This is a genomic window from Cognatishimia activa, assembly GCF_001458335.1.
Taxonomy (GTDB): domain Bacteria; phylum Pseudomonadota; class Alphaproteobacteria; order Rhodobacterales; family Rhodobacteraceae; genus Cognatishimia; species Cognatishimia activa.
Window position 1 is genome coordinate 117,903 of the sequence record NZ_CYTO01000007.1, and the last position, 25,440, is coordinate 143,342.

At 55.7% G+C, this 25,440-nt stretch carries 29 protein-coding genes; 11 read left to right on the forward strand and 18 right to left on the reverse strand.

Features of this window, described 5'->3' with window-relative positions; all coding sequences use genetic code 11:
- Nucleotides 1-3: 3 nt before the first annotated feature.
- From TA5113_RS03380 to folK, 11 genes are all read right to left on the reverse strand, one after another.
- A complete protein-coding gene (locus TA5113_RS03380) occupies nucleotides 4-336 on the reverse strand; it encodes a DUF1491 family protein (protein WP_058316235.1) in 333 nt (110 codons plus the stop codon).
- Complete coding sequence (era, locus tag TA5113_RS03385) at nucleotides 333-1,238, reverse strand: GTPase Era (RefSeq protein WP_058316234.1); 906 nt, start codon at nucleotides 1,236-1,238, stop codon at nucleotides 333-335. Before era ends, TA5113_RS03380 begins: the two co-directional genes overlap by 4 nt.
- Entirely contained in the window at nucleotides 1,235-1,918 is a 684-nt protein-coding gene (gene rnc / locus TA5113_RS03390; RefSeq protein WP_058316233.1) for a ribonuclease III, read from the reverse strand. The genes era and rnc overlap by 4 nt, the downstream gene beginning before the upstream one ends.
- Nucleotides 1,915-2,742, reverse strand: a complete 828-nt coding sequence (lepB, locus tag TA5113_RS03395; protein WP_058316232.1) for a signal peptidase I — start codon at nucleotides 2,740-2,742, stop codon at nucleotides 1,915-1,917. Before lepB ends, rnc begins: the two co-directional genes overlap by 4 nt.
- Before the next feature lie 65 nt (nucleotides 2,743-2,807).
- Nucleotides 2,808-3,230: a holo-ACP synthase gene (gene acpS / locus TA5113_RS03400; protein WP_058316231.1), complete on the reverse strand. Its 423-nt coding sequence runs from the start codon at nucleotides 3,228-3,230 to the stop codon at nucleotides 2,808-2,810.
- The gene (locus tag TA5113_RS03405) at nucleotides 3,227-3,664 is read right to left on the reverse strand and encodes a hypothetical protein (protein WP_106387497.1); all 438 of its coding nucleotides are present in this window, start codon (nucleotides 3,662-3,664) and stop codon (nucleotides 3,227-3,229) included. Before TA5113_RS03405 ends, acpS begins: the two co-directional genes overlap by 4 nt.
- A 23-nt stretch (nucleotides 3,665-3,687) precedes the next feature.
- Nucleotides 3,688-4,431: a pyridoxine 5'-phosphate synthase gene (locus TA5113_RS03410; RefSeq protein ID WP_058316229.1), complete on the reverse strand. Its 744-nt coding sequence runs from the start codon at nucleotides 4,429-4,431 to the stop codon at nucleotides 3,688-3,690.
- A 61-nt stretch (nucleotides 4,432-4,492) separates the two neighbouring features.
- Nucleotides 4,493-5,179 (reverse strand): DUF2062 domain-containing protein, encoded by a 687-nt coding sequence (locus tag TA5113_RS03415; RefSeq protein ID WP_058316228.1) that lies wholly within the window; start codon nucleotides 5,177-5,179, stop codon nucleotides 4,493-4,495.
- A 12-nt stretch (nucleotides 5,180-5,191) separates the two neighbouring features.
- Nucleotides 5,192-7,330 carry a RelA/SpoT family protein gene (locus TA5113_RS03420; RefSeq protein WP_058316227.1) on the reverse strand — a complete coding sequence of 713 codons (2,139 nt, stop codon included), beginning with the start codon at nucleotides 7,328-7,330 and terminating at the stop codon, nucleotides 5,192-5,194.
- Nucleotides 7,331-7,367: 37 nt separating this feature from the next.
- On the reverse strand, nucleotides 7,368-7,724 hold the full coding sequence (gene rpoZ / locus TA5113_RS03425; protein WP_058316226.1) for a DNA-directed RNA polymerase subunit omega: 357 nt from the start codon (nucleotides 7,722-7,724) through the stop codon (nucleotides 7,368-7,370).
- A gap of 75 nt (nucleotides 7,725-7,799) precedes the next feature.
- A complete protein-coding gene (gene folK, locus TA5113_RS03430) occupies nucleotides 7,800-8,369 on the reverse strand; it encodes a 2-amino-4-hydroxy-6-hydroxymethyldihydropteridine diphosphokinase (RefSeq protein ID WP_058316225.1) in 570 nt (189 codons plus the stop codon).
- A 160-nt stretch (nucleotides 8,370-8,529) separates the two neighbouring features.
- Here folK and TA5113_RS03435 point away from each other — a divergent pair, with 160 nt between their 5' ends.
- The 4 genes from TA5113_RS03435 to TA5113_RS03450 all read left to right on the forward strand — a co-directional run bounded on the left by TA5113_RS03435 (nucleotide 8,530) and on the right by TA5113_RS03450 (nucleotide 11,042).
- Complete coding sequence (locus TA5113_RS03435; RefSeq protein WP_058316331.1) at nucleotides 8,530-9,105, forward strand: LabA-like NYN domain-containing protein; 576 nt, start codon at nucleotides 8,530-8,532, stop codon at nucleotides 9,103-9,105.
- 134 nt (nucleotides 9,106-9,239) lie between these two features.
- Complete coding sequence (locus tag TA5113_RS03440; RefSeq protein ID WP_058316224.1) at nucleotides 9,240-9,854, forward strand: LysE family translocator; 615 nt, start codon at nucleotides 9,240-9,242, stop codon at nucleotides 9,852-9,854.
- A 103-nt stretch (nucleotides 9,855-9,957) separates the two neighbouring features.
- Nucleotides 9,958-10,422, forward strand: coding sequence for a ribonuclease HI (gene rnhA / locus TA5113_RS03445; RefSeq protein ID WP_058316223.1), 465 nt, complete (start codon nucleotides 9,958-9,960; stop codon nucleotides 10,420-10,422).
- Nucleotides 10,419-11,042: a trimeric intracellular cation channel family protein gene (locus tag TA5113_RS03450; protein WP_058316222.1), complete on the forward strand. Its 624-nt coding sequence runs from the start codon at nucleotides 10,419-10,421 to the stop codon at nucleotides 11,040-11,042. The genes rnhA and TA5113_RS03450 overlap by 4 nt, the downstream gene beginning before the upstream one ends.
- On the opposite strand, the gene fmt is transcribed toward TA5113_RS03450, so the two are convergent.
- Genes fmt through def (TA5113_RS03465) form a run of 3 tightly spaced genes read right to left on the reverse strand, consistent with a single transcriptional unit; the run spans nucleotide 11,043 to nucleotide 12,951 of the window.
- Nucleotides 11,043-11,951, reverse strand: coding sequence for a methionyl-tRNA formyltransferase (fmt, locus tag TA5113_RS03455; protein ID WP_058316221.1), 909 nt, complete (start codon nucleotides 11,949-11,951; stop codon nucleotides 11,043-11,045).
- Entirely contained in the window at nucleotides 11,948-12,442 is a 495-nt protein-coding gene (def, locus tag TA5113_RS03460) for a peptide deformylase (protein ID WP_058316220.1), read from the reverse strand. Before def (TA5113_RS03460) ends, fmt begins: the two co-directional genes overlap by 4 nt.
- The gene (def, locus tag TA5113_RS03465) at nucleotides 12,439-12,951 is read right to left on the reverse strand and encodes a peptide deformylase (RefSeq protein WP_058316330.1); all 513 of its coding nucleotides are present in this window, start codon (nucleotides 12,949-12,951) and stop codon (nucleotides 12,439-12,441) included. Before def (TA5113_RS03465) ends, def (TA5113_RS03460) begins: the two co-directional genes overlap by 4 nt.
- A 97-nt stretch (nucleotides 12,952-13,048) precedes the next feature.
- On the opposite strand from def (TA5113_RS03465), the gene TA5113_RS03470 reads away from it, so the two are divergent.
- Nucleotides 13,049-14,227 carry a MalY/PatB family protein gene (locus TA5113_RS03470; RefSeq protein WP_058316219.1) on the forward strand — a complete coding sequence of 393 codons (1,179 nt, stop codon included), beginning with the start codon at nucleotides 13,049-13,051 and terminating at the stop codon, nucleotides 14,225-14,227.
- 22 nt (nucleotides 14,228-14,249) lie between these two features.
- Here the strand turns inward: TA5113_RS03470 and TA5113_RS03475 are convergent, their stop codons facing one another.
- Nucleotides 14,250-14,612: a hypothetical protein gene (locus TA5113_RS03475; protein ID WP_306337760.1), complete on the reverse strand. Its 363-nt coding sequence runs from the start codon at nucleotides 14,610-14,612 to the stop codon at nucleotides 14,250-14,252.
- Nucleotides 14,613-14,783: 171 nt separating this feature from the next.
- Between TA5113_RS03475 and TA5113_RS03480 the strand changes: the two genes are divergently transcribed.
- The 4 genes from TA5113_RS03480 (at nucleotide 14,784) to TA5113_RS03495 (ending at nucleotide 18,906) form a co-directional block, all read left to right on the forward strand.
- A complete protein-coding gene (locus TA5113_RS03480) occupies nucleotides 14,784-15,761 on the forward strand; it encodes a glutathione S-transferase family protein (RefSeq protein ID WP_058316217.1) in 978 nt (325 codons plus the stop codon).
- A 68-nt stretch (nucleotides 15,762-15,829) separates the two neighbouring features.
- Nucleotides 15,830-16,765, forward strand: a complete 936-nt coding sequence (gene cobD / locus TA5113_RS03485) for a threonine-phosphate decarboxylase CobD (RefSeq protein WP_058316216.1) — start codon at nucleotides 15,830-15,832, stop codon at nucleotides 16,763-16,765.
- A gap of 3 nt (nucleotides 16,766-16,768) precedes the next feature.
- Nucleotides 16,769-17,674 (forward strand): adenosylcobinamide-phosphate synthase CbiB, encoded by a 906-nt coding sequence (cbiB, locus tag TA5113_RS03490; protein WP_058316215.1) that lies wholly within the window; start codon nucleotides 16,769-16,771, stop codon nucleotides 17,672-17,674.
- Nucleotides 17,675-17,736: 62 nt separating this feature from the next.
- Nucleotides 17,737-18,906, forward strand: a complete 1,170-nt coding sequence (locus TA5113_RS03495; protein WP_058316214.1) for a lytic murein transglycosylase — start codon at nucleotides 17,737-17,739, stop codon at nucleotides 18,904-18,906.
- Between the two features lie 327 nt (nucleotides 18,907-19,233).
- On the opposite strand, the gene smc is transcribed toward TA5113_RS03495, so the two are convergent.
- Nucleotides 19,234-22,689 carry a chromosome segregation protein SMC gene (gene smc / locus TA5113_RS03500; RefSeq protein ID WP_058316213.1) on the reverse strand — a complete coding sequence of 1,152 codons (3,456 nt, stop codon included), beginning with the start codon at nucleotides 22,687-22,689 and terminating at the stop codon, nucleotides 19,234-19,236.
- A gap of 264 nt (nucleotides 22,690-22,953) precedes the next feature.
- Between smc and TA5113_RS03505 the strand changes: the two genes are divergently transcribed.
- Nucleotides 22,954-23,409, forward strand: a complete 456-nt coding sequence (locus TA5113_RS03505; RefSeq protein WP_058316212.1) for a GNAT family N-acetyltransferase — start codon at nucleotides 22,954-22,956, stop codon at nucleotides 23,407-23,409.
- A gap of 3 nt (nucleotides 23,410-23,412) precedes the next feature.
- Here the strand turns inward: TA5113_RS03505 and TA5113_RS03510 are convergent, their stop codons facing one another.
- Entirely contained in the window at nucleotides 23,413-23,826 is a 414-nt protein-coding gene (locus TA5113_RS03510) for a hypothetical protein (protein WP_058316211.1), read from the reverse strand.
- Nucleotides 23,827-23,952: 126 nt separating this feature from the next.
- Here TA5113_RS03510 and TA5113_RS03515 point away from each other — a divergent pair, with 126 nt between their 5' ends.
- Nucleotides 23,953-24,723, forward strand: coding sequence for a FadR/GntR family transcriptional regulator (locus tag TA5113_RS03515; protein ID WP_058316210.1), 771 nt, complete (start codon nucleotides 23,953-23,955; stop codon nucleotides 24,721-24,723).
- Between the two features lie 74 nt (nucleotides 24,724-24,797).
- Here TA5113_RS03515 and TA5113_RS03520 read toward each other — a convergent pair whose 3' ends face one another.
- On the reverse strand, nucleotides 24,798-25,355 hold the full coding sequence (locus tag TA5113_RS03520) for a F0F1 ATP synthase subunit B (protein ID WP_058316209.1): 558 nt from the start codon (nucleotides 25,353-25,355) through the stop codon (nucleotides 24,798-24,800).
- Between the last annotated feature and the right edge of the window lie 85 nt (nucleotides 25,356-25,440).

Sequence of the window (25,440 nt, forward strand, 5' to 3'; positions counted from 1 at the left end):
AGGTCAGTCTTTCAGACCCGGCTCGTCGAGCAAGTGGCGGCCTTGGCGGTCTTCGACCTCCACGACCCAGAGATCCGGATCAAAACTGCGCTGCTTGGTAAGGGCGGCATCGACGTCTTGTTCTTGACCTTCAGACAGCACCACCCATGTGCGTTCACCGCTCATGAGGTCAAAAGAGCGCTGGTAGGCCACGGCCTGACCGTCAAGCGTGTTGAGTTTGATCAGAACGGCCCCAGCCGTGTTGTCGCCATGGGCCACAACAAAGGCGGGGATTTCATAGAGGCGCAGGCGGGTCAGGTAGGCCTGCACCCAGAATTCCGCCGTGAGCCGCGTCATGTGTTGCCGTCTTTGAAATCAAGGCCCATCTCGGAGTAACGCTCGGACTCTTCCAGCCAGTTCGGGCGCACTTTCACTTGCAGGAAGAGGTGCACTTTGCGGCCCAAGAACTCGGTCAGCTCTTCGCGTGCCGCTTTGGACACCGCTTTGATGGTCTCCCCCTTCTTGCCCAAGACGATGCCTTTATGGCCGTCGCGCATCACGTAGATCATTTGATCCACACGGGCAGAGCCATCTTTACGTTCTTCCCATTTTTCCGTTTCCACGGTGAGCTGGTAAGGCAGCTCTTGATGCAGACGCAGGGTGAGTTTTTCCCGCGTCATTTCGGCGGCGATCATGCGCATGGGCAGATCAGCGATTTGATCTTCTGGATAGAGCCACGGACCTTCGGGCAGCTCTTTGGCGAGCCATGCGCGCAGGTCTTCGGCCCCATGGCCTTTTTCCGCAGAAATCATGAAGGTTTCGACAAATTTGTAGCGGCTGTTCAGATCTTCGGCCAAACCCAAGAGCTTTTCAGACTTCACCATGTCGATCTTGTTGATCGCCAAGGCCACTTTGCGGCCCTGCCCGATCTCTTCCAGACCTTCCAGAATGCGTTCCACCCCTTCGGTGATGCCGCGATGAGCTTCGACCATCAACACAATCACATCCGCATCCGCAGCACCGCCCCAAGCGGCAGCCACCATGGCGCGGTCGAGGCGTCGACGCGGGCGGAAAAGACCCGGCGTGTCCACGAAGACAATCTGGCTGTCACCTTCGATGGCCACACCACGAATGCGGGCGCGGGTGGTCTGCACCTTATGCGTCACAATCGACACCTTCGCCCCAACCATCCGGTTGGTGAGGGTTGATTTACCGGCGTTTGGCTCGCCGATCAGAGCCACAAATCCTGCGCGGGTCATGCGCTCTCCAATCTTATCAAAAGCGCCTTGGCGGCGGCTTGTTCGGCCTGGCGTTTGGAACCTGCTGTCGCGGTTTCAGATGCGCCGTTTTCAAGGATGGCCTTAATGGTGAAGACCGGTGCATGGTCGGGGCCTGAACGATCCATCAATTCATATTTCGGGGGTGCAAGACGGCGCGCCTGCGCCCATTCTTGCAAAGAGGTTTTTGCGTCCCGCGCGTCCGCTTCCACCTGGTGGATACGATCCCCCCAAAGGCGCACGATCAGCGCCTTGGCGGTTTCAAAACCCGCGTCTTGATAGACGGCTGCAATGACCGCTTCCATCGCGTCGCCGAGCAGTGCTTGCTTGCGGCGCCCACCGGACAGCATTTCTGAGCGACCCAGTTTCAAAGCGGCACCAAGGTCAATTTCACGGGCCACATCGGCGCAAGTTTCTTTACGCACCAGTGCATTAAAGCGCGGCGCAAGCTGGCCTTCGCTGGCCCCCTTATCTGCGGATAAGAGTGCTTCTGCCATCACAAGACCTAGTACCCGGTCGCCCAAAAACTCCAACCTCTGGTTGTCCTGCCGCGTGGGCGACGACATAGAAGAATGGGTTACAGCGCGCACCAAAAGCTCGGGGGCATCAAAGTGATGCCCCAGCCGATCTTGCAGTGATTTCAGTTCAGAAGAAAGTTTCACTCAATCGCCTTGAAAAATCTATCGCTGCGCCAGGTCCAGAACGCAAACATGGAACGCCCCGCTGAGGAGAACATAACACGATCCGCGCGGCCAATCAGGTTTTCATATGGAACAAAGCCAACGCCGCCGCGGCTTTGGGTCACGCGGCTGTCGGTGGAGTTGTCGCGGTTATCACCCACAAAGAAGTAATGGCCCTGCGGCACAGAGAACACGCCCGTATTATCAACAAAGGAATTGTCGATGTTCAGGATCGAGTGGCTTACCCCGCCCGGCAGGGTTTCAATCAACCGGGTCTTTTCACATTGACCACCCTGACCAACCGGGCCGTTTTCACAGCGTGGCAGACCGCCTTGTGGGCCTTGCGGCGCCATGGTTTCGGTGAACACACCGCCATGTTCCAATTTCACAGCTGTGCCATTGATATGCAGCACGCCGTTCTTCATTTGAACTTTGTCACCGGGCAGACCGACAACTCGCTTGATGAAATCAGCACCCGTGACTGGATGACGGAACACCACAACATCGCCGCGCTCTGGCTCGGAGCCAAACAGACGTTTGTTTTCCCCATCAAACACAGCACAGATTTTCTTTGCATCAATGCCAACTGCCGGGATCGACGGGCAAGACGCATAGGAGTAGCCGTAGGCGAATTTGTTCACGAAGAGAAAGTCACCGATCAGCAGCGTGTCTTTCATGGAGCCTGACGGAATCCAAAACGGCTGGAACAAAAGCGAGCGAAACAGCCCAGCGATCAGCAGCGCGTAGACGACTGTTTTGATGGTCTCAAGCACACCGCCTGATTTCGTGCTGGCGTCTGATGCCATTTGGTCTCTCCGAGTTGAAGCCGAGATTGGGGTCCGAGGTTACATGCGGTTCACGCGGGTCGAAGTCAAGCGGAAGCCCCATTGGATTGCGCATTTGGCAAGGCTTCGATGATCACAAAGGCCTGTGCCCATGGGTGATCGTCGGTCAAAGTCACGTGAATGACGGCTTTGTGGCCTGCTGGAGTCATTTCGTCCAATCGATCTTTGGCCCAACCGGTCACCTCCATCACCGGCTGACCAGAGCGCAGGTTCGTCACATGCATGTCTTTCCATGAAATGCCCATGGCCAAGCCTGTGCCCAGCGCTTTGGAACAGGCTTCTTTGGCGGCCCAGCGTTTGGCATAGGTGCCGGCCACATCTTTGCGCCGGTCTGCTTTGCGTTGCTCAATCTCTGTGAAGACACGGTTTTTGAACCGGTCGCCGAAACGATCCAGCGTGCCTTGGATGCGCTCGATATTGGCGAGATCTGTGCCGATGCCTAAGATCATTCTAGGAACGCCTCGATATCGCCAGTGGCTTGGTTCAGAGTGAAAACGAGATCGCCTTTGACGAAGTCGCTTGTAGCGCCATCCAGGTACTGTACGCGAAGTCCGAAGATAAGGCCGATCTCTGGGTCATAATCCGCAAGCAAGCTTTCAAATCCGATACCAGAAAACCCCGCGCCGTCCAGACCAACGGTGCGACACTGGCGTGTGCCAAGTTCGTCGTAAGGGGGCGACAAAACAAGGATATGGTAAGCGGCAGCAGCTGGTTCGATTGTGTCGAGCAGTGCGAGTCGCACGTCGCCATTGGCGAAAGTGCGTGTGTTCTCTTCCCACGGCTCGGCAATGGCGTCTGCACGCGCCTGCCAATCACACTCAGCGACGTCCTGCGCAAAGCTCGGCCCCGCGAGAGACAATGTAACGAGAAGTGTTCTTAACATGACGATACCTCGCATTCGGCGGCTTAGCTTTGACGCGCCTCATCCATCAGCCGGCGCATCTCTTTGATCGCTGCTTCCATGCCGACAAACATAGACTCACCCATAAGGAAGTGACCAATGTTGAGCTCCATGACGGAGGGCAAAGCCGCGATAGGCTGCACGGTGTCATAGGTCAGACCATGGCCCGCATGAACTTCTAAGCCAAGCGAATGGGCGTAAGCGGCCATTTCAGTCAGTCGCGCCAGCTCTGCATCACGTTCTTCAAACCGGCCTTCTGCGTGGAAATCACAATAGGCTCCGGTGTGGAGCTCTATGACCGGCGCGCCAATCCGGTGAGACGCTTCGATCTGCGCTTGGTCAGCGGCAATGAACATAGACACGCGGCAACCGGCTTCGCGCAGCGGCGCGATAAAGTCCGCAAGGCGATTGTCATCAGCGGCGACGTCAAGGCCACCCTCGGTGGTCTTTTCCTCGCGTTTTTCGGGAACGATGCAGACCGCATGAGGCTTATGGCGAAGCGCAATGGCCTGCATTTCTTCGGTTGCGGCCATTTCGAAATTCAAAGGAACCACCAAAGACTCCATCAGATTTTCGATATCGGAATCAATGATATGGCGACGATCCTCGCGCAGGTGCGCCGTGATGCCGTCAGCACCCGCAGCCTCAGCCAAAAGTGCTGCGCGTGTTGGATCGGGGTAAGCCCCGCCGCGCGCGTTACGCACTGTCGCCACATGGTCGATATTCACTCCCAAACGCAGCATTTTCATTCTCCAGATATTAGTGTTGGGCTGACCCTAGGAGGTCATTTGAAAAGAAGAAACCCGATTCTCAGGCGTCATCCGCATCAGATTTGGTTTGAACGGGTTGCCCTGTCACTTGCGCGCTTGCTTGCTGGGCCTTTTCTTTCAACGCTTCAAACTTCGCCTGAATGCGTTTCGCGCGACGCTTCTGATAGACCCGGATGACGGGGACCGCGAGATAGTAGGCAATTGTGCCAGCAACGATGCCGGGCACGATGCCACCAATTAGGTAGGGATAGAACACTTCCCGCCAGAAAATCGCGAGCCCATGCCAGTCCACTCTGGCATCGGTAAAAATGGCCCAGAAATTATGGAGCAAGTCATAGCCTGCATCGGTAAATTTCGCGATGAGACCTTTTTCTTGGCCTTCCTCAAACTCTGTTCCAAGCAAGAAGTGACCGGTTTTTAGAGAGATAACACCAATGGGCACGTAGGTCAGAGGATTGCCAAAGAACGTGCCGATCAGGGCCGCAAGGATGTTGCCCTGTACAAGTCGCGCGACAATCGCCGCGACGACGAAGTGCAAGCCAAAGAACGGTGTGAACGTGGTGAAGACGCCGGCCCAGATACCACGCCCAATGCGCTCTGGAGAGCCGGGCAAACGATGGAGCCGATGACGCACATAGCGAAACGCGCGGGTCCAGCCGCCCCGGGGCCAAAGGAAATCCAACGCCCGTTGCAAGATGGTTCGTCTGTCCCGGCGCTTAAAGACCAATGTGGTCGTTCCTTATTGCTTAGGGGCAAAAACTGCCGCCCGGCTAGGGTCTCTGTGACGTTTGATCGCCGCGACTTCACCTTCCGCTTGCAAAGCAAGCATCAGCGAGTGGAGGTGTTCGATATCCCGAAGCTCCACGTGGATTAACAAACGGAAGAAATCGGGCTTGCGTTCGGTGAATTCTAGGTCCGCGATATTGGCTTTGTGTTCGCCAATCAGTGAGCAGATTCTACCCAAAACACCAGCGTCATTGCTGATGGTGAGATCAAGGGTCGCACCGTGGATTGCTTTGTGTTTACCGACCTGCCAACGCAGATCAAGCCAACGTTCTGGCTGGTTCTCGTATTGCGTAAGTGTCTCGCAATCGATGGTGCAAACCACAACGCCTTTGCCACGATGGGTAATGCCCACGATACGTTCGCCGGGCAAAGGGTCGCAACACGGCGCACGCTGGAAGCTTTGGCCTTCTTCAAGACCAATCACAGCGCGCTCTGCTGTGACTTCTTCTTTGTCATCCGGTGCCAATTCCGGGAACACCGCTTGGACAACTTGGGTCGCGTTAATCTCTGCACTGCCCAGGCGCGCAAGCAATGTATCGCGATCATCGAGCCGCAATTGCGTTGCCGCCATATCCAAGACTCTGTCGGTGGGCTTTTTGCCGACATGTTCAAACGCGGCACGAGCGAGCTCGTAACCAAGCTTCACAAAACGCTCGCGATCCAACTCTCGCAACGCGCGGCGGATGGCGGACTTGGCTTTGCCAGTCGTAGCAATCTCAAGCCATGTGGCCTGAGGCATCTGGCCATGAGCGGTGATGATCTCGACCGATTGTCCGTTCTTCACACGGGTCCAAAGCGGCACGCGCATGTGGTCGACCTTCGCACCAACGCAGGCGTTGCCGATGCGCGTGTGGATGGCATAGGCGAAATCAATTGGCGTTGCACCGCGCGGCAACTTCACAACGTCGCCCTTCGGTGTAAAGCAGAACACTTGGTCCTGATACATCTCGAGCTTAACAGCCTCGAGGAAATCCTCGTGATCTTCTTCAGTGTCAAATTGCTCTGTCAGCGAGCGGATCCAACCCGCCGGATCAACAGCAAACGGGTTTTCGCCTTTCACCCCGTCCCGATAAGACCAGTGGGCCGCAACCCCTGTCTCAGCAACCTGGTGCATCTGACGGGTACGGATTTGCACCTCGACACGACGCCCGTCGCGTCCAGATACAGTTGTATGGATCGAGCGATAGCCGTTTGATTTTGGCTGACTGATATAGTCTTTGAATCGCCCAGGCACCGCGCGCCAACGACTGTGGATTGTCCCCAACACGCGGTAGCAGTCCATTTCGTTCGCGGTAATAATCCGGAAGCCGTAGATATCTGACAGACGCGAGAAGCCTTGATCTTTGGCCTGCATTTTCCGCCAGATCGAATAGGGTTTTTTGGCGCGACCCACGATCTCTGCATCGACATCCGCTTTTTCAAACTCAGTCTCCATATCATCCGTGATGCGTTGGATGACGTCGCCTGTTTCTTTTTGCAGCGTGATGAAGCGGCGCATAATAGAGGCGCGGCCTTCTGGATTGAGAACCTTAAAGGCGAGGTCTTCAAGTTCTTCGCGCATCCATTGCATCCCCATGCGCCCCGCAAGCGGCGCATAGATATCCATGGTTTCGCGGGCTTTCACGACCTGTTTCTGAGGGCGCATCGCACGGATGGTGCGCATATTGTGCAAACGGTCTGCAAGCTTCACAAGGATCACACGCAGATCCTTGGACATCGCCATAAACAGTTTGCGGAAGTTCTCTGCCTGTTTGGTCTCTGTTGAACTCAGCTGCAGATTGGTCAGCTTGGTGACCCCGTCCACCAGCATCGCCACTTCTTCACCAAAACGTTTTGCAACTTCTTGGTATGAGGCTTTTGTATCCTCGATCGTGTCATGCAACAAAGCGGTGATGATGGTCGCATCATCTAGCTGCTGTTCGGTCAGGATCGCCGCGACTTCGATGGGGTGGGAAAAATAAGGCTCACCCGAGTGACGGTACTGGCCTTCATGCATCGCAAGGCCAAAATCGTAGGCCTCGCGGATCAGCTTTTCGTTTGTTTTGGGGTTATAGGCCCTGACCAGTTCGACCAGATCGTCCGCCGGAATCATACAGTGCCTTCTCGATCCCCGAGGGTGTTACCCGGATTTAGCCTTGGCCTTGAGCTTCCATCAGCGCGCGCAGAAGCTTTTCTTCGGACATATCGTCGTCAGAAGGCTTGTCGGCAGTTTCCGCACCCATCAGCAGCGCCATGCTGTCTTCTTCAGGCTCGTCCACTTCGATCTGATGCTGGTTGCTCTCGATCAGGCGCTCACGCAGTTCGTCAGCAGTCTGTGTCTCGTCCGCGATCTCACGCAAGGACACCACAGGGTTCTTGTCGTTGTCACGCTCTACAGTGATAGCAGAACCGGCGGAAATTTCACGCGCCCGGTGTGCAGCAAGCATCACCAGTTCAAAACGGTTCGGAACCTTGTCTACGCAATCTTCGACTGTCACGCGGGCCATTCAGGGCTCTCCATGCTAAGAAGGGGTCAGAAGCTGAGTATTTAGGCCCTATTGCAGGCGGATACAAGCAAAGAGTCAGTGTTCCTCGACACGCAATACTTGGTTTTTCTCGCTTTCAGGCAACCTCGAGAGCATTTCTTCCGCTGTAAGCCCTAAAACCGGGTGCTTCCAATCAGGGAAAACCTCACACAAAGGCACCAAAACAAACGCACGGTCTTGCGTGCGCGGATGCGGAAGAATCAGCTCATTCGGCGTCTCTTTGGTCTGGCTTTCAAGAGGAAGCCGATGCCACCTTAGGTATACTTCTTCGCTTGGCAACACCGAGCCCGCGCAGTCGATCAAGTCAATATCAAGCGTCCGCGCCCCCCAGCGGCGCAGCCTTGTACGACCACAGATTTCCTCAACATCATGCAGAATCTTTAGCAATTCTGATGGCTTAAACAGCGAATCAGTTAGGGCAACCATATTGATAAAGTCCGGCCCCGAGCCGGCGGGAAAGGCCGGAGTGACGTAGCGTGAACTCTCCTTATGGATGATCACCCCCCTTTCGGCCAATGACTTAAGCGCGAATGTTAACGTCTCATTCACGGACCCAATGGACGATGGTTCATTTCCGCCAAAGGCTAAAACACTGAATTGTTTCATTTTTTAATTTCGCTATACGAAAGATCACGGATTGTTAGCACTTCTGAGCCACCGTTACCCTTGCAGCAAGCCTGTATTGCTTTAATTTTGTTGTTCAAGCGCGCTTACCATTTTCATACTCACGGGCATTTTGGCGCGCTTTCTGCTGGAAGGAAACTGGATGTTTTACAAAGACGAACGGCTTGCGCTGTTCATTGATGGCTCGAATCTGTACGCGGCCGCAAAGTCGCTCGGATTTGACATCGACTACAAGCTCCTTCGTACCGAGTTCATGCGCCGCGGCAAACTGCTACGCGCCTTTTACTACACCGCATTGTTGGAAAACGACGAATATTCGCCGATCCGTCCATTGGTTGACTGGCTGCATTACAACGGCTTCACCATGGTGACGAAACCAGCAAAAGAATACACCGATAGCCAAGGCCGCCGCAAAGTCAAAGGCAACATGGATATCGAGCTTGCGGTCAACGCCATGGAGCTGGCGCCACATGTTGATCATATCGTGTTGTTCTCTGGGGATGGAGACTTCCGACCGCTTGTCGAAAGCCTGCAAAGGCAAGGTGTGCGTGTTTCTGTGGTGTCCACCATTCGAAGCCAACCACCGATGATTTCAGACGAACTTCGTCGTCAGGCCGATAATTTCATCGAGCTTGAAGGGCTAAAAGACGTCATTGGCCGCCCACCACGGGACCCAATGCCTGGTGAGCCAGAGATGGATTACACCGCAGGTAAATAACTGCTGAGAGGCCGGTGCAAAACGCTCCGGCCTTTTTTCTTTTTATCGGGACTAAGACCATCAGCCTTTTCTTGGTAAAATGTCCGCGCTGGGTTACGCTTATCTGACTTTTCAAACCCAACGGATATGACCCGATGATTTCTCTGCAATTTCTTTTGACCGCACTGTTTGTTGTTCTCGCTCCAGGAACCGGCGTGGTCTTCACCGTCGCCATGGGTCTTGGCCAAGGCAAACGCGCCGCGGCGTGGTCCGCCCTTGGATGCACAGTTGGTATCGTTCCCGCACTCGCTGCGGCGGCTCTAGGGCTTGCCGCGGCCATGCATGCAAGCGCGCTGTTGTTCAACACATTGAAGTTCGCAGGCATTGCGTACTTGCTCTACCTCGCTTGGCAGGCGGTGAAAGAGGGCGGCACCCTCTCCGTGCGCGCCGAAACCAAAGCGGGCAGCGGGTGGGTCATTTGCCGGCGCGCCGCATTGATCAACATTTTGAACCCTAAGCTGTCGGTGTTCTTCCTTGCCCTTTTGCCTCCTTTCCTGAGCGGCAGCCCAGAAACAGCACGGGCCGAGATGTTCCTGTTGGGTGGGATTTTCATGGCCATGACATTTGGAGTGTTCCTGATCTATGGCTATTTCGCTGCGCAGGCCCGCACGCTGTTACTGGAATCTGATCGGGCGATGCGCTGGATCAGCCGCAGTTTCGCTGCCATCTTTGTGGCCCTTGCAGGTCGCCTCGCGCTTGAGCGCGCTTGATCATTTCCGGGTTGCAATGAATTGGCCATGTGGGAAAAAGACGGGCACGCTGGAGCTGACGTTATGACGCCAGTTTACGCCTAACGATCTAAAGGACCCGCCCATGCCGCACCTATTCGCCTATACCGACGGAGCATGTTCCGGCAACCCAGGCCCCGGCGGCTGGGGAGTTCTGCTCCGCGCTATGGATGGCGACACAATCCTGAAAGAGCGTGAGCTCAATGGCGGTGAAGCTGAGACCACCAACAACAAGATGGAGTTGATGGCCGCCATTTCCGCGCTTGAAACTCTCGAACGCGCGAGCACGATCACCGTTGTGACCGACAGTGCCTATGTAAAGAACGGCGTGACCGGATGGATCCATGGTTGGAAACGCAATGGATGGCGGACCTCGTCCAAAAAGCCCGTGAAAAACGTCGAACTTTGGCAACGGCTTGATCAGGCCCAAGCCCGCCATGACGTGACTTGGGAATGGGTCAAAGGTCATGCGGGTCATCCAGAGAACGAAAAGGCCGATGAGCTGGCCCGCGCTGGTATGGAACCTTTTAAGCCGAGCAAAGCAAAATGACCGCGGTCGCCCTGCTCGATTTCGCGTCCGTGATCGTGTTCGCGATGACTGGGGCTTTGGTCGCCAGCAGGGCACAGCTTGATATCGTCGGCTTCGCGTTCATTGCCTGCCTCACAGCTGTTGGCGGGGGCACGTTGCGCGACCTTCTTTTGGGACGTGATCCGGTGTTCTGGGTGGGCCAGCCCGCCTACATCCTTTTGGCCTGCGCTGCAGCGCTCGTCGTTTTCTTCACCGCCCATTTGGTGGAAAGCCGCTATCGCTTGCTTCTTTGGCTCGACAGCATCGCACTTGCCGTTGCCGTGACGGCGGGTGTCGGGGTGGCCATGGAACTCGGCCACAATGAAGTGATTGTTGTGTTGATGGGAATCTGCACCGGCTGCTTCGGCGGCCTGATGCGCGATGTGGTTTGCAACGAGGTCCCACTCTTACTCAAACAGGGTGAGATCTACGCGACCGCGGCCTTTGCTGGCGCATCCAGCGCAGTGATTGCCTCATTCCTCGCGCTGCCAGACATCGCTGTCTTGCTTATCTGTGCCGGGGCAACATGGGTGCTGCGTGCAGGATCCATGATCTGGGGATGGAGCTTGCCGGTCTACAAAGCGCGCCCGCCAAAAAACTGATTAGCTTAGCTTCGTGCCAACGGCAATCGGCTGACCGCGCAAGAAGACGTCTGCGTCCTGCGCGCCCTTCCCAGCCCGCTGCAAACGAGAAAGCTGCACCGCGCCTTCTCCACAAGCAACGATCAGGTCGTCGGACAACACTTCGCCCGGCTGCCCAGCGCCTTCTGCCAACCGAGACCCCAGAAGCTTTACGCGCTGCCCGTCAATCTCACACCACGCGCCGGGGAATGGAGACAGCCCTCGGATTTGGCGATCCACCTCGACCGCAGGCTTTGTCCAATCGATCCGCGCTTCCGCTTTGTCGATTTTATGCGCATAGGTCACGCCCTCTTCCGGCTGCACCTCTGCGGTCAGCTGTGGCAGATCCGCCAAAGCATCCACAATCGCTGACGCGCCGATGTGCGAGAGATGATCATGGAGCTGCGCGGTTGTTTCTTCGGCCCCAATAGATGTGGTTTGACGCAGCAAGACCGGTCCTGTGTCCAGCCCCGCTTCCATCTGCATAATGCAAACACCGGTTTCCGCATCGCCCGCCATAATTGCGCGGTGAATGGGTGCAGCCCCACGCCAGCGGGGCAAGAGGCTTGCGTGAATGTTCAGACAGCCGTGTCTTGGCGCATCCAAAATTGCTTGAGGCAACAGCAAACCGTAAGCGACAACCACGGCGACATCTGCGTTTAGGGCGGCAAAGGCGTCTTGCTCGTCCGCGCCCTTAAGAGAGACCGGATGGCGGACTTCAAAACCAAGTTCTTCCGCGCGCGCGTGCACTGGTGTTGGGCGCAGCTTTTTTCCGCGACCCGCAGGGCGTGGTGGCTGACAATAGACCGCAGCGATCTCGTGACCCGCATCCACCAGCGCGTCGAGAACCGGAACGGAAAAATCCGGGGTGCCCATGAAGACAACCTTCATTTCAACTTCCTCGCCTTCTTGATCAGCATGTCGCGTTTCATGCGGCTGAGGTGATCAAAGTAAAGTTTGCCATTGATGTGATCGATCTGGTGCTGGACGGACGTGGCCCAAAGCCCAACGAAGTCCTTTTCCGCCATTTCACCATTCTCATCCATATAGCGCACGGTCACCGCGCGCGGACGTTTGATGACCGCAGAAACGCCAGGCAGGTTTGGGCTGGCTTCTTCGTATTCGCGCAGCTCAATTGATTTGTGCAGGATCTCAGGGTTGGCCATTTTAACCGCTTGGCCGCGCTCGCTAGAGGCGTCCACGACAATCAACCGACGCAACACACCAATCTGGTTTGCGCCCATGCCAACGCCGGGCATGGCTTCCATCGTATCGATAAGGTCCTGCCACGTTTCGCGATCTTCCTCGGTCAGCGCATCAACGGGCTCGGCAGCCACACGCAGGCGTTTATCAGGCCATGGCAAACACGGACGAACGGTCATGCGCGGTTGCGCTCGCGTTTCATTTTGGCGGATTTTCGTGTCATCATCTGACGCTTCATCGGACCCAAGTAATCAATGAACAGTTTGCCGTTCAAGTGATCGATTTCGTGCTGCACGCAGGTCGCCCAGAGACCGTCGAAATCCTTTTCCTGCGGATTTCCATCCGCATCGATCCAACCCACACGCACTTCTTTCGGGCGGGTCACATCAGCGAATTGATCTGGGATCGACAGGCAGCCTTCTTCATAGACATTTGTGTCGTCAGATGAGGCCAGGATTTCCGGATTAAACATCACCACCGGTTCAGGATCGCCGTCTTTCACGCAATCCATCACGATCAACCGTTGCAACACACCGATCTGTGGCGCGGCCAAGCCAATGCCCGGCGCGTCATACATGGTTTCCAGCATATCATCCGCCAAAGTGCGCAGCTCATCGCTAATGTCCGCAACCGGGTCGCAGAGCTTTTTCAAACGGGGATCGGGGTGGATCAGGATCGGTTTCAACATGGCGCTGACATAAGCCATCACCGCTGATGCTGCAACGCCTCTTGCACCCAGCGGACAATGAGATAGCGTGCGCCAGATTAATTGACAGGAGTATCACATGAGCTTTGACCACGTCATCAACCGGATCGGAACCAATTCTTCCAAATGGGACCTGATGGAGCGCGCATTTGGCGTGCCGGCGGATGACGGCATTGCCATGTGGATCGCGGACATGGATTTCGCTGCGCCGGACTTCTTGCAGCGGGCCACTCAAGGTCTAATCGAAAAAGCCAACTACGGCTACTTCTGCGGACTAGAGAGCTTTCATGAAGCGGTACACTGGTGGATGGACAATCGCCATGGCTGGAGTGTCGATCCGAACTGGACCTTCATCACCTACGGCCTTGGTCATGGAATTGCGACAGCGCTGCAGGCTTTCAGCGAGCGCGGCGACCACATTGCGACTTTCACGCCGGTTTATCACGAGTTTCAGGCCAAGATCGAGCGCGGCGGTCGTGTCAACACCCAGCTGCCTTTAGCCAAGGATGAAGCCGGGCGTTATGTCATGGATTTTGACGCCTATGACGCGCTGATGACTGGAAAAGAAAGAATCCTTTTGATCAGCACGCCGCATAACCCTGCCGGCCGCGTTTGGTCGCAGGAAGAACTCAATGAACTGGGTGCTTTCTGCGAGAAACACGATCTGATCCTGATTGCCGACGAGGTGCATCATGATCTTGTTTTTTCAGGTAATAAACATATTGCCACGGCGGTTGCCTTACCGGATTTACTGGACCGGATGGTAATCACCACAGCGGCCTCGAAAACCTTCAATGTCGCCGGCGGCCGCTGTGGATGCGTTATCGTACCAGGCGAAAAACTACGCGCCACCTTTAGGGCGTTTTACAACAGTTTTGACATCAATCCGAACGCTTTGGGCGTTGAGTTGACCAAAGCGGCTTATACCCCGGAGGGTGCCGCATGGGTGGATAAACTGATGCCTTACATCGAAGAAAACTGCCGGATTTTCAAAACTGCATTGGACCTGCTGCCAGGTGTTGAATTCATGCCAATGCAGTCAACCTACCTCGCCTGGGTCAACTTCGAAGCCACAGGTCTATCGATGGATGAGGTCCATGATCGCGTCTACAAACAGGCGCATATTGCCGCAACGCCGGGCAAAAACCTTGGCACAGGTGGCGAAACTTACCTGCGGTTCAACATGGGCACACAACGCGCACGGATTACCGAGGCGACAAGCCGCCTGACGGACGTATTTTCTGATCTGAACAGTTGACGGCGCGACTGGCGCGCCAAAGTCAGCCGCGCTGGTCAGTCATCCCATCGGTTATGAGGGCAATTGGTGAATCGTCTTCGACGAAATAGTCTAACGCTGGCTTATCACTGGCTGCCGTCGCGCGTTTGAACTCGTAAAACATCTCGCCATCTTCTTCGACAGAAGCAATGACGAGGCATTGATAGAGATGCTTCGCGCCATCGTAGAGATCAACGAAACCGCGCAAATGCGGGGCCTCTTGGACGTCCAAAGTGAACCCGTCCTCGCGGAAGCGAAGCACTTTGAAAATCTCTTCTCCCGCCTTCACCCGAAGACGGTTTTTCTTTTTCAACTCTGCTTTGCGCGCCGCATCTAGGCCCGCCTGAACTTCTTTTGGAAGGAACATAGTAATCTCCGCGTCTTCCTAAACCCTCTGCCTAAAAGCAGAAATCGTCAAGGGAGTCTCATCCTAAACCCTTATGGCTGTGCACAAATGCGCAACACTTCTGCGCATCATGGAATTCCCGAAACGCGCGATTCGTCCTAAGTTATCTTCAATGGATGAAGGAGTTGCGACATGGGTTTGCTTGTGGACGGCAAATGGGTCGATCAGTGGTATGACACCAAGAAAAGCGGCGGGAAATTTGTCCGTTCGGCGGCGCAATTCCGCAATTGGATTACGTCTGACGGAAGTGCCGGGCCAAGTGGCGAAGACGGTTTTGAAGCGGAAAGTGGCCGTTACCACCTTTATGTTTCACTGGCCTGCCCTTGGGCGCATCGCACTTTGATTTTCCGTGCACTGAAAGGTCTGACCGACCACATCTCTGTTTCCGTTGTTCACCCGGACATGCTCGGCCATGGCTGGACCTTTGAAACGGATGATCGCGGCGCAAATGGGGACGACTTGTTTGGATCAGACTTCGCTCACCAAATCTACACCCGCGCCGATGCGACCTATAGCGGGCGCGTGACAGTGCCGATCCTATGGGACAAGAAACGCGAGACGATTGTCTCCAACGAAAGCTCCGAAATCATTCGCATGTTCAACTCGGCCTTTGATGCGCTTACGGGCAACACGCTTGATTTCTGGCCCGAGGCACAGCGCGATGCCATCGAAGACGTGAACACACGGATTTATTCATCGGTCAATAACGGTGTTTACAAATGCGGGTTTGCCACGTCGCAAGAGGCCTATGATGCGGCCATCGGCCCATTGTTTGAAACGCTAGATTGGCTTGAAGACCGACTGTCCACCAACCGGTATCTGATGGGCAATACCCTGACTGAGGCGGATTGGCGTTTGTTCACAACGCTCATTCGTTTTGACCCGGTCTATCACCTGCATTTCAAGTGCAACAAGAAGCGGATCATCGACTACCCAAATCTCTGGGCTTACACGCGCGAACTTTACCAAGTGCCGGGTGTGGTAGAGACCGTGAATATGCATCACATCGTGCGCCACTATCATTTCAGTCACGAAACCATCAATCCGCATCGGATCATCCCGGTGAACCCGGATCTGAATTACAACGAACCCCACGGTCGCGGCGCGTAAGCCTGTCCGCAAACCTCTTGCCAAACTGCCTGTTTTCCGCGAACAGGATTTGACGGCAGGAGGACGCAATGCAGGAACGAGATCACGGAGGCGGATTGGACGCCGCAATCGCGCGTTGGGGCGGGGATCGCTCTGACTGGCTGGATCTTTCCACCGGGATCAATCCGAACCCTTACCCGTTGCCAAAGTTCAGTGAACAAGCATGGACTGCTCTGCCTGACAAGGCGGCGGAGCGTGCATTGATTAATGCTGCTCGCTCTTTCTGGAACGTGCCGGATGAAGCAGACATCTTAGCCGCGCCCGGCGCATCGAGCCTGATCGCGCGGATGCCTCAGCTGTTTGACGCGCAGAAAGTCGACATCCCCAAGCCTACCTATAATGAACATGCCGCAGCCTTTGCCGCGCAGGGTTGGAGCGAGGCAGCATCGGCGGATGTGCGTGTCCTCGTGCACCCGAACAATCCGACAGGCAAGCTCTGGGGTTCCGACGACCTGACCAGCAAAGTCACCATCATCGATGAGAGCTTTTGCGATGTCACGCCAGAGCATTCCATGATTGATCATTCAGCAAAACCCGGCGTCGTCGTGCTGAAAAGCTTCGGCAAATTTTGGGGCCTCGCCGGTTTGCGGCTTGGTTTCATCATCGCCGCGCCAGATGTGATCGCAAAAATGCGAGATATGATCGGGCCATGGGCTGTGTCCGGGCCTGCGCTGGAAACGGCCACACGCGCTTTGCGTGATCTGCAATGGGCAGAAGAAACCCGCGTACGTTTGGCACAAGATGCGAAGCGTTTGGATGCCCTTTTGGCGCGTCATGGCGCTGAATCCGTAGGCGGCTGTGATCTCTTTAGGCTGTATAATGTCGATGATGCAGAGGCTTGGAGCGCGCGGCTTGGCGAACACCACATCCTGACCCGCATCTTCCCCTATTCAGAAACCTACCTCCGCCTTGGCTTGCCCCCGCAGGCTGGATGGGACCAGCTTGAAGCCGCATTGAAAGGCTAACCCATGGAAACCGCTGCAATTGTATTCCTGGCAATGGTGCTCGACGCAGTTTTTGGGGAGCCAAAATGGCTCTGGAACCGTGTGCCTCATCCGGCGGTTCTGATGGGAAAGGCGATTGGCTGGGCGGACAAAAAGCTCAACACAGAGAACGCGCGTCCAAAAGGTGTCTTGCTCGTTGTCGCTATGGTCGTTGCGGGCTGGTGGATTGGAGGATTGATCGAATGGTTTGGGGCCATTCCGACCATACTGGTGGGCGCGATCCTGATTGCCCAGAAATCTCTGGTCGAGCACGTCCAAGCCGTTGGCCAAGCCCTGCGGCGCTCGCTGTCGGAAGGACGCGTTGAGGTCGCAAGAATTGTTGGTCGAGACACAAAAGACATGACGGAACCAGAAGTCGCACGCGCGGGCATCGAAAGTGCCGCCGAGAACCTGTCAGACGGGGTTGTTGCGCCGGTGTTTTGGTTTCTAGTGCTCGGTCTTCCGGGACTCTTGATCTACAAAATGGTGAATACAGCGGACTCCATGATCGGCTATCGCACCGAGAAATACGAAGACTTCGGGTGGGCATCCGCCCGCTTTGACGATCTGATTAATTGGATCCCAGCCCGCATCACTGCGGCCTTCATCATGTTCAGCGGCGGTAAATTCTCATTCAGCCAAACCCTGCGCGATGACGCAAGCCTGCACCGCAGCCCAAATGCGGGCTGGCCCGAAGCCGCAATGGCGCGCGTTTTGGGTATCGCGCTTTCTGGGCCGCGTTCTTATGAGGGCGAGATGCAAAAATTCCCTTATGTGAACGAATTTGGTCGCCGCACCATCGGAGGCAATGAGGTCGACCAAGCGGCCTCCACCCTCTGGCGCAGCTGGGCCATCCTATTGGGCTGCATCGCGATGATTTCACTGATCTAACGGTTGAGATTGACCGCAAAGCCATTAGTCTGCGCGCAACTGATTTTGCTTACGAGGACATCATGCGTTTTGCTTTAACTCTTGCTGGGATTTGCCTTTCGGCAACTACTGCCCTTGCCAACGTGCCATGCGGGGGATCATTCTCTGGCTTCGTCGGTGATTTGAAAAAGGAAGCGGTCGCGCGAGGACATGGCTCTAAGACCGTGAACACCTTCTTTGCCAATGTGTCTCAAGACCAACGCACGTTGAAAGCCGACCGTTCGCAAGGCGTATTTCAAAAGCCGTTTTTGGAGTTCTCTCAGCGACTGATCAGCTCCAATCGGTTCAATACTGGCAAATCCAAAGGTAAGCAGCACGCGAACACCTTTGCGCGGATTGAAAAGAACTACGGTGTCTCCCGTGGTGTTCTTCTCGCATTCTGGGCCTTTGAAACGGACTTTGGTGGGTTCCAAGGGGATTTCAACACGCTGAACTCGCTGGTCACGCTGGCTCATGATTGCCGCCGTCCAGAGCTGTTCCGTCCGCAGGTTTTCGCGGCATTGGAGCTTTATGAAAACGGTGATTTCTCTCCAACCAGAACCACCGGCGCTTGGGCAGGTGAAATCGGCATGGTGCAAATGCTGCCGGGCGATATCCTGATCAATGGCGTGGACGGCGATGGCGATGGCACCGTTAGCCTGAAAACCTCTGCCACCGACGCGCTGATGTCCGGCGGTAAGATGTTGCAGCATTTAGGCTGGAAAGCGGGGCAACCTTGGCTGCAAGAGGTCACCGTGCCTTCAGATATGGATTGGTCGCAATCCGGCCTGACAACCAAAAAATCGACGCGCGAATGGGCCAATATGGGTGTGAAGCCGCGCCAAGGGAAACTGGCCAATCTGCCTGCCTCCTTAATCCTTCCGCAGGGCCACAAAGGGCCCGCGTTTTTGGCTTACCCGAATTTTGACGTCTATTTTGAATGGAACCAAAGCTTTATCTACGTCACAACAGCCGCCTATTTCGCAACCCGGCTAGAGGGCGCAGCGCCCTACAATACCGGCAATCCAGATACTGGGCTGAGCGGTCAGCAAATGAAGCAACTACAGCGCAAGCTTCAGGGGCGTGGATACGACGTTGGCAAAGTGGACGGCATCTTGGGCGCAAAAACCCGCGACGCAGTCCAACGCGAGCAACAGCGCCTTGGCCTGCCAGCGGATGCGTGGCCAACACCTCGGTTGCTGAACCGTCTTTAACTATCTTTTTGGCGCGGGCTTTACGAATGCTTAAACTGATTGGATAATGCTACTCAATTCCTAACTGAGTCATTCACATGGATCACCAATAAGTCGCCCCGCAAAGCTGCTACTTTGCGGGGCTTTCTTTTTTACGGACTTAAAGGCCGATCAAAAGACGAATGCATGCTACGATCAAGCCAGCTAGGGCCACGATCAGCATCCATTTCCTAAAAGAGTTTTCATTCACATATCTCACCTCCTTCCGCCGCGAAGTGTCGCGACGAAAATAGAATTAGAGGTGAATTCTTAATTGTTTGTCAGCGTTGCGAATCTGCCGCGCGACCCTCACGCAACCAGAGTTTCGGCGGCCTTAAGGTCCACGCTCACAAGCTGGCTGACGCCCTGTTCTTGCATCGTCACCCCGAACAAACGATCCATGCGGGCCATAGTTACCGCGTGGTGGGTGATGATCAGGAAGCGCGTGTCTGTCTGGCGGCACATCTCATCGAGCAAGTCACAGAAACGCGTGACGTTGGCGTCATCGAGCGGCGCGTCCACCTCGTCAAGAACACAGATCGGAGCAGGGTTCGCCAAGAACACCGCAAAAATCAACGCCATCGCGGTGAGGGTCTGTTCACCACCTGACAAGAGCGAAAGCGTCGAGAGTTTTTTGCCGGGTGGCTGACACATGATCTCAAGCCCCGCATCAAGCGGGTCTTCACTTTCAACCAAAACCAAGTTTGCTTCGCCGCCACCAAAAAGGTGCTTAAAGAGCATCGCAAAATTGCTGTTCACTTGCTCAAAGGCCGTCAAAAGACGCTCACGTCCTTCGGAGTTCAGGCTGGCGATCCCAGAACGCAGGGTGCGGATGGCCTCTTCTAGGTCTTGCTTTTCAGTGACCAAGGTCGCGTGTTCTTCTTGAACTTCGCGACTGTCTTCTTCGGCGCGCAGGTTCACCGCACCCAATGCATCACGCTGGCGTTTCAAGCGGTTCACATCTGCTTCGATCGCATGGCTTGCGGGCATATCATCGGGAGCGACGTCTAGGCTTTCAAGCAGGGCTTCTGGCGTCTGGTCCATCTCGTCACGAATGCGTTCTGCTGCAACGGAAACGGTCTCTTTCGCTGCATCCGTCAATGCTTCTGCCCGCGCACGGCTTTCGCGCGCTTCTGACGCTGCACGTTCTGCTTCCCGTTCCGCTTTTTCGGCGTCCCGCAAAGCGGTCTCTGCTTCTGCCAAAGTATCCGCTGCGGCTTTGCAACGGGCTTCGGCCGTATCGATAGAAGACGTCAGTTCGTCGCGTTTCGCGGCTATCTCATCGGGCGCAAGCTGCGCATCGCCGAGTTCAACCTCAGAGGCCGCTTTGCGCTCGGTCAATTCACCGCTGCGTTTCTCGGCCGTCTCTAGGCGGTGTTTCCAACCGGAGATTTCTTTGGTCACCTGCTGGCTACGACCCAAGCGCGCTTCGCCTTCGCGGCGCAACTCATCATGCGCGGAGCGTTTGGACATCATGGTGATCCGCGCGGCTTCGACGGTCATTTTGATGTCTTCAACTTTCGCCCGAGCTGCGTCCAGATCCCCAAGTGCAGACATCGCGCGTTCTGCTTCTTGGTAACGACCACGCGCCTCAAGCGCTTCTTCTTCATGGCGACGCACCGCGTCCCCCAACGTCTCGAGTTTGCCTTCCGCCAGATTACGATCCGCTTCTGCACGGCTGAGGGCACGGGCCGCATCAGCGACCGCACGGTCTGCGATCTTACGCGCTTCTCGTGCCCGACGATCTGCCTCGGCCAAATCAGTCAGACGCGCTTGCAGCGCTTCATGAGCTTGAACCGCACCATCCGCCCGCGCCGTGGCCCGTGCCATTTCCTGCTTGAGTTCCTCAAGCCGGTTGAGCTGTTGCAAACGTAGTGCCGCGGCACTTGGCGCGTCTTCCGCCCAAGCCCGGTATCCATCCCAACGCCAAAGATCCCCTTCCAAGGAAACCAAACGCTGGCCCGGTTTCAACAATGGCTGGATCGTCAACGCGTCTTCGGTCGCCACCAAACCAATCTGGCTCATACGGCGTTCAAGAACTTCAGGCACAGACACGTGTTGCACCAGTGAGGTAACCCCCTCAGGCAGCGATTGGTCGTTGTCATATGGCGGCAGCACATGCCAACCAGACGGGCCGTCCTCATCCACTTCCGGCGCACGCAAATCATCCGCCATCGCCGCACCCAGCGCTTTTTCAAAGCCCTGTTCAACCTGCAGGCGGTCCAAGATCTGACCACCTTCCGCTGTGTCACGCTCAACGAGTTTCGCAAGCGCCGTGACCTCAGCGCGCAGCGCATTGAGTTCACCTTCCGCTTCCGAACGCTCTGCACGCGCGTCCGCCTCGCGCGATTGCGTTTCAGCGCGCGCGTCTTCCGCTTGATTAAGCGCTTCTTCCACTTCCGCGGCTTGCTTCACCGCCGCCGCTTCAGAGGTTTGTGCGTTAGCAAAGTCCTGTTCGGATTTAGCCAAAGCGGCCTTGCTGGTTTCTACTGCCTGACGAGCCTTCTCGGCTTCCTCTTCGCTTTTCGCCTGCTGGCGTTGCGTGTCGTCTAACAAGCGTTGTGCCGATTGGTGACGGGCCGCCAAGCGGGCCACATCTTCTGTCAGCTCAGACAGATCACTTTCACGGTCTTGCAGCAATGACGCCGCTTCGCGAGATGCGGATGCCGCCACTTCTAGGCGTTCGTCGTGGCCTTCCGCAGCCTTGGCGAGCTCTCGCTGCTCCCATTCAAGCTGTTGGATCGTTTCACCGGCATCCCGATTCAAACCGCTTTCGCGTTCAATGTCTTTGGACAGCTGTTCGATCCGGTTGGTCAGCGTCACGATGATCTGACGCGCGTGGTCTTCCTGATCTTTCAAACTGTCGCGTTGAACCTGAAGCCGTTGCATAATCGCCGCTGCAACCGCTTCTTCTTCGCGCAGCGGCGGGAGCTTCTCGTCTTGGGCTTCACGGGTTTTCGCTGCTTGGCGCGCCCCAGACTCTGCTTGCGCCGCGTCTACGGTGCGAGACCTTAGATCTTCGTCCGCCTTGGCCCGCGCCTCTTCCGCTTCGCGCCAGCGACGGTAAAGCAACATACCTTCCGACTGCCGAAGCTCTGCACCAATGGCTTTGTAGCGCGCGGCCTGACGGGCCTGACGGGCGAGGCTGGATAGCTGGCTGGCCAGCTGTTCAATCACGTCATCAACACGTGTCAGGTTGGCTTCTGCGTTTTTAAGCTTCAGTTCTGCCTCGTGGCGGCGCTGATAAAGCCCCGAAATCCCGGCCGCCTCTTCAAGAATACGACGCCGCGCTTTGGGCTTGGAGTTGATCAGTTCGGCAATCTGCCCCTGACGCACCAAGGCTGGCGAATGCGCACCGGTGGACGCATCGGCAAACAACATCTGCACGTCGCGGGCGCGGACGTCTTTGGTGTTCACCTTGTAGGCAGATCCAACATCACGCGTGATCCGACGGGTGATTTCAAGATTGTCGTCTTCGTTGAACCCGGCAGGGGCCAAACGTTCGCCGTTATCGATGTGAAGCGCCACTTCCGCGAAGTTGCGCGCAGGCCGCGTGGCGGCACCGGCGAAGATCACGTCTTCCATACCGCCGCCCCGCATGGCTGTCGGGCGGTTTTCACCCATGACCCAACGAAGTGCTTCAAGGAGGTTGGATTTCCCGCAGCCGTTCGGCCCAACCACACCCGTCAGCCCGTCGGCAATGATCAGGTCCGTCGGATCTACAAAGCTTTTAAAGCCCGTTAGTCTTAGTTTGGAAAAGCGCAAACGGCGGGTTCCTATATTTTCTTGATCCTTAGCTTGCGAATTCCATCCCTAGTCGTCAACGATTTTCCCCCGAATATGGGGTTCAGGGCGGAGTTATCCACAACATATTGCGCTATCTAGGAGTTCTACAAATGCCTAAACCCTAAGCTTTGGCTTGGTTTTGGGGTTGAGAAACACAGGCAGACCTTCGACCTGCACATCAAATTCTGGACCCAAAACGAAAACCCTGCGAAACATGGCAGGTACATTTCAGGGCCAAAAAAGATGACTGCAATTGAGATCACCCGCGGCGACCCTCGCTCCAATGAAGCGAAGAATTTGCTCGAGCAGAGCCATGCATTAATGCAGTCACTCTACAGCCCAGATGAGTGCCACTACCTAGAGATTGATGCGCTTTGCGTGGAGAGCATTCACTTCTTCGTCGCGAAACTAGACGGCAAAACGCTCGGCTGCGCTGCGCTGGCAAACAAAGGCAATTATGGTGAAATCAAATCCATGTTTGTCGACCCGTCGGCACGCGGAAGTGGCATTGCAGATCGGTTGATGACCACATTGACTGACGACGCGAAGGCGCAGGGCCTGTCGCTTATTTGTTTAGAGACCGGCGACGTGCTGGCCGCCGCACACAAGCTTTATGAACGGCACGGGTTTGTGAAATGCGGACCGTTTGGTGACTATGTGGAATGTGATGCCTCTGTCTTTATGAAAAAGACACTCTGATCCCTACGAACACTCCAACGTAATATCCTGCCAATCTCCCCACCGCGAGATTTGGCTATATCCGTCACAGATCAGACCCGACCGCTGCGGTCTTTTCCATGTCGCCCATTCACCCGCAACAACGGGCTTGCCACAATCAAGCACCCCATCCAGGACAGCAACGTCGCCATAAATCTCTGACACAGGGCAACCCGTCGCGCGTTCAATCGCCTGCTCGGCTTGTCGGGCTATGGCCCGAATATCAGGGCGCTTGGCAAAGTTCGTCCGGATGGCTTGAGCTTTGTATTGCGTGAAGTAAATCGAAAAGCTGTGTTCGCCGACCACCTGACGTGACACCTGAGCGTGTCGGTATTCAGGGGAGGGTGAATCACAGCCAGCGAGGATGATGGCAATCATTGCGATGGTCAAAGCTCTCATAACGCAGACTTGACCAATTATACTTAACAAAGGCCTAAGAGGCGGCTCCCAACATTCCACCACCCTTGCAGCCTTGGGCTGGTCGTGGTCAAATGACCTGACCAAAATTTTAGCGTTCGAGACACCATGCCGTTTCAGAAAATCACACCCGAAAAACTCTCTACTTCGGTCATCAAGCAACTTGAATTGCTGATCCTAAGGGGTGTGCTGCGCCCAGGCGAACGCCTGCCGTCTGAACGTGAACTTGCAGAAAAACTTGGCGTTTCTCGCCCAAGCCTGCGCGAGGCGATCTCAGAGCTTCAAGAGCGCGGGCTATTGTCCGCAAAAGCGGGCGCTGGGGTTTTTGTTGCGGACGTGCTGGGGAATGCGTTTGCACCTGCTTTGGTCAAACTATTTGCCGCGCATGAAGATGCGGTTTTTGATTACATCTCGTTCCGCAAAGATATGGAAGGCCTCGCGGCCGAACGGGCTGCAACCTATGCGTCCGACACCGACCTTCGGGTGATCAACTCGGTCTTTGAAAAGATGGAAGCCGCCCACCCAAAGCGGAACCCTGCGGATGAAGCACGGCTGGATGCGGATTTTCACCTCGCTATCATCGAGGCCAGCCATAATATCATTATGCTCCATATGATGCGGTCCATGTATGACCTGCTGCGCGAGGGCGTGTTCTACAACCGAACCATGTTGTTTAAGCAACGCGCCACTCGTTCGGACCTGCTGCAACAACACAGAACCATTAATGACGCTTTGCAAGCGCGGGACCCAGAGGGGTCTCGGAAGGCGGTCGTAGACCACTTGTCGTATATCGAGCGGTCTTTGGCAGATCAGAGCAAGCACCTACGCAATGAGATCGTGGCCAAGCAACGTTACCAGCACGAGATCGGCCGCAGTTAGGGCCACACCCATACCCGTCAAAACAAAAAACCCGGCCACTTGGACCGGGTTTTCTTAACTCAATGTCGCGTCGCTTAGTGCAGCTTTGCTTCCACTTCAGCAATTGCCGCATCGATCAGCTTGTTGCCGTCCGCAGCGGACATGCCTTTTGCGATCACTTCGTCAGCAGCACCCACAGCGATCACAATCGCTTGGTCGCGCACTTCTTTCACGGCAGAGTTCTGAGCGGATTCAATCTGATCTTCCGCCGCAGCCAGACGGCGCGCGATGGATGTTTTCAGATCTTCTTTCGCTTGCTCCGCAGCCGCTTGCGCATCCGCTTTCGCTTGCGCAACGATGCGTTCTGCTTGTTCCTGAACTTCTTTCTGCTTGCGCTCGTAAGACGCCAGAATGGTCTGGGCTTCTTCACGCAGCGCGCGGGCTTCGTCCAATTCGGACTGAATGCCTTCAGCGCGTTTGTCCAGCATGCCGCCCAGAAGGCTTGGCACTTTGAAGTAGAACAGAACCGCGATGAACAGCAGGAACGCGAGCAGCACGACGAAGTCGGTGTTGCCGAGCGAGAAGAACGGGCCAGACGCTGCGAATGCAGGTGTCGCGGCGGTCAGGGCAAGAAGAGTAGCCAGTTTACGCATGTCTCTTACCCTTTCATCCGTGCTTCAACCGCTGCTTTAACGGCTTTGGCATCTGCCTTGCCGCCCAGTGCGGAAACGATCTCGT